This is a genomic window from Pseudovibrio sp. Ad37 (assembly GCF_001623075.1).
Lineage (GTDB): Bacteria > Pseudomonadota > Alphaproteobacteria > Rhizobiales > Stappiaceae > Pseudovibrio.
On record NZ_LMCF01000038.1, the window covers coordinates 1 to 5,679 of the forward strand.

Below are 5,679 nucleotides of genomic sequence, written 5' to 3' on the forward strand. Positions count from 1 at the left end.
GTACACACGCAGCCTGAACTTGATGCAATAGCAAGGCAACTCAACCAACGACCCCGCAAGACCTTGCAATATCAAACCCCAGCTGAGAAGTTCTCACAGTGTGTTGCCGCGACCAGTTGAATCCACCCGCACAGTATCAAACAGCGTCAGCAACGCTTCATATTCCTGGGTATGCTCCATGCGTTCGCTCATCACCACGCTCATGGAATAGACTAGATTTTTGAGGTGGTTGGTTGATAATCGAAGCTGATCCACTTCATTGCGAAGGGACGTATGGGCACATTTCTCTTTACCAGTATCAGTCATTACAAAGCCCTCTTCGTTGGCTTGTTGAACAAACCACTCCACAGAAGGCTTGTGACAACCCACTGGTGAGCGGGAGGTTCACAACCTGACGAAGACAGGCGGGTTTATTCCCCCCGCGAAGGGGTATTGTATTCACCGCCCTCCCGCCCATAAGCGAGAGCTTGCGTAAGGAGAGCTAACTCCAAACACAAATGACCGCGGTTTACGGCTACGGTGACCGCTTCGTAGAGGTTGTGATGCCTCAAGATGACCATGCGATGATTGGCGCAAGGTGTCAATGCAAGGAAACCGAATTCCTCCACAAACCCATGGCATTAGCCGGTCATGAATGTAGAGGGTAGAAGTGCCGGTGACTTCACCTTCGCTTGTTTATAGCGCGCTGTATGGCCAAAACAGCGGCCACAGCGCGGCGATGAGCGGTAGAACGGGTCAGCCCCACCTGAATGCAGATGGGTCGCCAGCGGAAACCTTCTGCCCGCATCCAGAGTATTTTTCTATTATCAGGTTCAGGAACGTATCGTAGCCAATCAATGGCTTCTTCCATGTGCTGAATGTCTTTGGCGCTGGGCACCGCCCGGATTTGGGTTTTGTTGTAGCCATAGGCCTCATGAACATCATGGATGACCTGCGGCCAGGTGTTGCCGTCGCGCCGTGGTGTTGACCTTGGTGGATTTGGAAGTCGCCGTAACGTGCTGGCCGCAAGTTCAAGCCGGTCGACGATCTGTGTGGTGTTCAGGGCCAAACAAGTATCTCCTAGCTGTTGGACTGAGGCATCACTTGAGCTTCTAAAACGCTGTTCAGCACCCGGATATGGAAGTTACGGGCTGCCATGATGGGTTCAGCCAGAGTGATCAGTTGACCGGGGGTGGGCGCGATAGTCTTGCTGCTGCGCCTCCAGGCCTGACAGGTGGCAAAGATCACATCGGTTGGATAGCTGCCTAGATCTTGAATCCAATCCTCAATCAGTTGTGTGATGGCCTCTGGTGAGAGCCGTTTTTGCGGATAGTGGTTGAGAAGCTGACCAACAGCCAGGCTCACTGGTTTTGACCCACCAGGTGCGTTGGCCTGTGTGAGTGTGCTGAGCAGTTGCTCCAGTTCCTCAATCTCTTGAGCCGTTCTTGGTGCTAGTCGTCGTTCTGGCCGGGAGACTATCAGCTGCTGTAACAGCCTCATCCCAGGCTCTCTGCCAAACATGGGAAATGGATTTTTTGCGTTTGGAGGGTTCATGGGATCGAACAGATTGCTCATGGGATTTCTCCTTGGCTGGTCTTTGAGGTTTTGCCCGAAGTTGCTCACTGGGCGGGTTTTGGGGGTAAGGGGGAAAAGGTTCTTTTGATGGTTCTAAATGACGGTTCAAGGGGGGCACCACATGCCGGTTGGTGCGGCACCACGTGCCGGTTGCTGGCAGGTCCTTCCGGCACACCATGCCGGCTGGTTGTTCCGGGTTTGATCGCTGGTAAGTTTTCCAAGGCAGGGTGATCATTTTGATCGGGAATGGCCCTGCGTCCGTCAAAGCCAGTAAGGACGAAAATATCGGACCTGCGAGAGCCATTGGCACGGCGACGTTGGTAGCGGGTGATCAGCCCCAGCGCTTCCAGGTCATTCAGGCAGTTGCGCAGCTTGCGCTCGCAGCAGCAGCACGCCTCCTGCAACGTCGTTTGCGATGGCCAGCACAGGCCGAACTCATCGGCAAAGTTGGCGATGGTGATGAGCACAAACTTCTCGATCGGATCGGAAACTTGAGAACACCCATAAGCCCAGGTGATTGCTTGAACGCTCATAGGTTTGAGATCCGGTTTTCGCGGATTTCCTTTTGCCTGAGCCACTCGATGACAGAGGCGCGGCGATAAAACACCCGCCTGCCAGTACGCACACACGGCGGGCCAATACGCATGGTCTGCCAGCGGCCCAGCGTATCAACACAAACGCCAAGCTCTTTGGCCAGCTCGGCGCGGGTCATCCAGCCATCAAGGATGGCCTTAGGTTCTGTTTGTTCAAGTTCCGGGGTAGGGACGTTGTCTTCCATGTGCTCCTCTAAAGCAGGACCGCTTGGGCTCAAACGGTTTGCGGAAAAGCTAAGCATGGAGAGCAAATGGGCGTATAGGCGTTCAAAGGCAGTGAAAGGCGTTCATAGGCGTTCAAACATTAAGGCAACGCCTATTGAGGACAACCGAACCGTTTCCTGAGGCTGCTCCGCCGGTAATCCACCTGATGCATCGGAGGCCTCAAACCAAGGGCTGCAACTGCCCCTGTGAGTTCATGAAGATTTGGAATATCCCATAGATATCAATGGTCAATTTTAGAATTCGAGTTGCAGCAAAAACCTTCAGTATTTCAAACAGTTGATATTCTGGTCAAATCAACTCTGCTGGACGTGCTGATTTGAGAAACTGGCCTGTTGTAAGCCGGTAAAGGTCTTAAGTTTTTCTGGAAATAGCCTGACCTAAACGGCAGGTTGAATGCGAACTACATGCGGTGATGTGTTCTTTGATGAGGCCCAATAGAAACTGGGTGCCACAGGGGAGGGATACCAATGACGCTGCCATCAAAAGAGTATTTCACAGTTTTTGAAGCCGAGGCGCGTTGGGGCGTTCCTCTTGCCACCATTGCAGGCTGGGCTGAGGCGGGGCGGTTTCGCCTTGTCACCAGTACGCCATTGGTTGTGTGCGGGGCACAAAAAGTATGTGGGATGGTGGAGCTGTGCGGATCGGATCTGTTCAAAATGCTGGGAACCGCGGGGGTACCTGCACGCACCTGCCTCGTGCACCGCGTGATCCCTTTGCGCAAGAAAGGTGCCGAATTGCTTTATGTCACCTGCCCCAGGCAAGGTCTGGCAGTACAGCCCGATGAGCTTTGGATTCCAGCGACTGATCTTTATCGCTTTGAAGAAAAGCATGCTCTTGGTCAGCGTGGTGGCAGGAGTAGCAATCGGGGTGGACGTGAACCGAAGTATGACTGGGAAGGGATGTGGGCACCGCTGTGTGTGCATCTGTTTACGCAAGGCGTCCACAATACTCTGAATGAGCTCGCCAGTGCGATGCAGGACTGGTTTATTGAGGTCTCTCCAGCCGGAGAGGCGCCTGATATGAAGTACCATCCGTCGCCGTTTTCAGCCTCTTTGGCAGGCGCTGAAAACGGCACGGGAGAACTAGCAGGCAAGGTTAGTGCAGAAAAGACAGGTGAGGTTGGAGGAGGTGAGACAACTTGCTGCGTGTGTCGGCGCGGCTTGGCGGTCACATAACCTGCAACTGCATTAACGCTTTCACGTAACGGAGATTCCATCAGATGGGCATAGCGCTGAGTTGTGCTCATTTGGGTGTGCCCCAAGAGCCTGCCGATCACCTCCAATGAAGCGCCTCCAGACACCAGAAGAGATGCAAACGTATGGCGAAGATCATGAATGCGGACATCGCAGATCTCTGCTTGCTTCAAGATACCTTGCCAATAGCGGCGCATTTCATGAACGGGTTTGCCAGTCCCATCTCCCGGAAACAGCCAGGGGCAGTCTTCAGAGACAACGGACTGGCGTCTCCTCACCAGGTCAGCGACCTCAGGTGATATAGGCAGGCGGTGGATACGCTTCTGTTTGGTATTGGTTGCTGGCTTGAACCAGGTCAGGAGTTCGAGGTTGAACTGCTCGAAGCGGGCAAATCTTACTTCGCCCAGACGTGAGCCTGTGAGAAGGCAGAGGCGGATCACATCAGCTCCGCGTTTGTCTTTGCTGTTCTCGAGCGCATCAGACAGACGGTTGATCTCATCAAGTGACAAGAACCGCTCGCGGGCATTCTCTAGCCTCTTGTGGAATCCTTGCGCAGGGTTATCAGGACGCATCTTCCACTGCACCGACAGATTAAACATCTTGCGCAAGATCTCGCCCAGACGATTGGCGCGGATCGGTGTGGATTTTGGTTTGCTTCGGCGTTTGAGTTTCTTTGCGGGACGATGTCGCCCAGCGGCCACGTTGCTGAGCAGCTTGTTGACATCCGCAGGTGAAATCTCGCGCACCAGAAGGTTCTTCCACTGTGGCAGCACCAGCTTACTCAGCATGGAAATCTGGTCTGCCTGATTGCGGGCGGCAAGTTTGGGTAGGTGCTCATCGATATAACGCTCAATAAGATCGCTTACGCGCGGCACAACACGTTCTGCTTCCCGGTTGCCCAACGGGTCGCAATCAAGCTCAATCTCCCGGCGGATGGTTTTGGCTCGCTCTCGTGCTGCGACTACACTCCAGGCCGGCCATTGGCCGATGGTGTAGCGACGCTGGCGGCCATTGACGCGGTAGGACACGTTAAACGCCTTGGTGCCGGACTTGTAGATCACCAGTGCAAAGCCGGCGACCACGCTGTCAAACAGCTGGTATTGCCAAACCGTGGGCTTTGCTGTGCGAGCAATCTTTTCTGTAAGGCGCTGACGACTTGGCACAATCTACTCCCCCTCACATAACATCCAAGTAATGCGTAGTGTGCCAGCTCTTGCAAGATCTAAGTCTGAGCTTATGGCGTGCTCACGCTTGCAGGGAAGTCTAATCGGAGCAGATCTTGGGCGTATAGGCGTTCATAGGCGCTCACAGGCAATGAAAGGCGTTCAAAGGCAGTGAAAAATAGAAGGGGTGCACGCAGGACGCCAAATCAGGAGAAAAATCCCCTTCGAAAGAACTGGAAGATGAGGTGCGATAGGCTGAGCTGCCAGCTTCAGCCAGTTTGCATATCAGGCATTATTCCTGAGCAGTATTCATCTGAAAGTAATTCTTCGCTGTCAAAGGTCACTATAAGCTCCCCTAAGAGGAACTGTTTTGGAGGTCATTTGAGGCCTGAAGCCCCCAAATTCAGCTCAAAAAGGAATTTGTCTTTGAGTTCTTATTCCGATTTTGCCTTATATTTCAGGGGTAAGCCAAAAACGGCCCGGACTGGGCCGAAAATGGCCCGCTGATTTCTTATATTTTTCAATAACATAGCCGCTTTGCTAGGGTTTTGTTAATTTCCTGGCCAGAAGTGGCTCAAGTTTATGCAAGGGGAGATTAAATTACCACTCTGCGTCGCAGGCAGCTTTGTGCGTGTTTTAAAATTAATTTCTTTTGTTATTTCAATAGGTAAATCCGACCAGGTGAGTTTTTGCGACTATTTCCCCCATTCTGGCATGGAAGTTGCAGTTGTGTTGGTACGCTGTCGCAGACTGGGGTCTGGGGCTGTGGCCCATTCTCATCAAATGGGGTTCATTTATTTGTTTTGCTGCGTCTGTCCGCACATGGAGGGCGCTCACCAGGAGCATACTATGCCAACACCCGCTTATATCACCATTGAAGGGTCAACTCAGGGTCCAATCACTCAAGGCGCGTTTACTGAAGATTCCGTCGGTAACGTGTGGCAGGAAGGC

At 53.0% G+C, this 5,679-nt stretch carries 6 protein-coding genes and 2 pseudogenes; 2 read left to right on the plus strand and 6 right to left on the minus strand.

Going from position 1 to position 5,679, the window contains the following annotated elements; all coding sequences use genetic code 11:
- Window positions 1-120, plus strand: a pseudogene (locus tag PsAD37_RS29090) (IS30 family transposase); the annotation flags it as partial.
- On the opposite strand, the gene PsAD37_RS09470 reads toward PsAD37_RS29090, so the two are convergent.
- The 6 genes from PsAD37_RS09470 to PsAD37_RS09500 form a co-directional block, all read right to left on the minus strand.
- Window positions 94-306, minus strand: coding sequence for a hypothetical protein (locus PsAD37_RS09470; RefSeq protein ID WP_063295946.1), 213 nt, complete (start codon window positions 304-306; stop codon window positions 94-96). The pseudogene PsAD37_RS29090 and the gene PsAD37_RS09470 overlap by 27 nt on opposite strands.
- 355 nt (window positions 307-661) lie before the next feature.
- Window positions 662-1,048, minus strand: a complete 387-nt coding sequence (locus PsAD37_RS09475; RefSeq protein ID WP_063295941.1) for a DUF6362 family protein — start codon at window positions 1,046-1,048, stop codon at window positions 662-664.
- Between the two features lie 11 nt (window positions 1,049-1,059).
- Window positions 1,060-1,554, minus strand: coding sequence for a hypothetical protein (locus tag PsAD37_RS09480; RefSeq protein WP_063295942.1), 495 nt, complete (start codon window positions 1,552-1,554; stop codon window positions 1,060-1,062).
- 44 nt (window positions 1,555-1,598) lie between these two features.
- The gene (locus tag PsAD37_RS09485; protein ID WP_063295943.1) at window positions 1,599-2,087 is read right to left on the minus strand and encodes a helix-turn-helix domain-containing protein; all 489 of its coding nucleotides are present in this window, start codon (window positions 2,085-2,087) and stop codon (window positions 1,599-1,601) included.
- Window positions 2,084-2,332: a helix-turn-helix domain-containing protein gene (locus PsAD37_RS09490; protein WP_063295944.1), complete on the minus strand. Its 249-nt coding sequence runs from the start codon at window positions 2,330-2,332 to the stop codon at window positions 2,084-2,086. The genes PsAD37_RS09485 and PsAD37_RS09490 overlap by 4 nt, the downstream gene beginning before the upstream one ends.
- An 878-nt stretch (window positions 2,333-3,210) precedes the next feature.
- Window positions 3,211-4,728 (minus strand): site-specific integrase, encoded by a 1,518-nt coding sequence (locus PsAD37_RS09500; RefSeq protein ID WP_084407714.1) that lies wholly within the window; start codon window positions 4,726-4,728, stop codon window positions 3,211-3,213.
- Between the two features lie 849 nt (window positions 4,729-5,577).
- Between PsAD37_RS09500 and PsAD37_RS29480 the strand changes: the two are divergent.
- Window positions 5,578-5,679: pseudogene (locus PsAD37_RS29480) on the plus strand (type VI secretion system tube protein Hcp); the annotation flags it as partial.

What these genes read in the sequence shown, in the direction of transcription:
- PsAD37_RS09480 (WP_063295942.1), bottom strand. Translation starts at nt 1,554, where the DNA reads ATGAGCAATCTGTTCGATCCCATGAACCCTCCAAACGCAAAAAATCCA.
- PsAD37_RS09490 (WP_063295944.1), bottom strand. Translation starts at nt 2,332, where the DNA reads ATGGAAGACAACGTCCCTACCCCGGAACTTGAACAAACAGAACCTAAG.
- PsAD37_RS09470 (WP_063295946.1), bottom strand. Translation starts at nt 306, where the DNA reads ATGACTGATACTGGTAAAGAGAAATGTGCCCATACGTCCCTTCGCAAT.
- PsAD37_RS09485 (WP_063295943.1), bottom strand. Translation starts at nt 2,087, where the DNA reads ATGAGCGTTCAAGCAATCACCTGGGCTTATGGGTGTTCTCAAGTTTCC.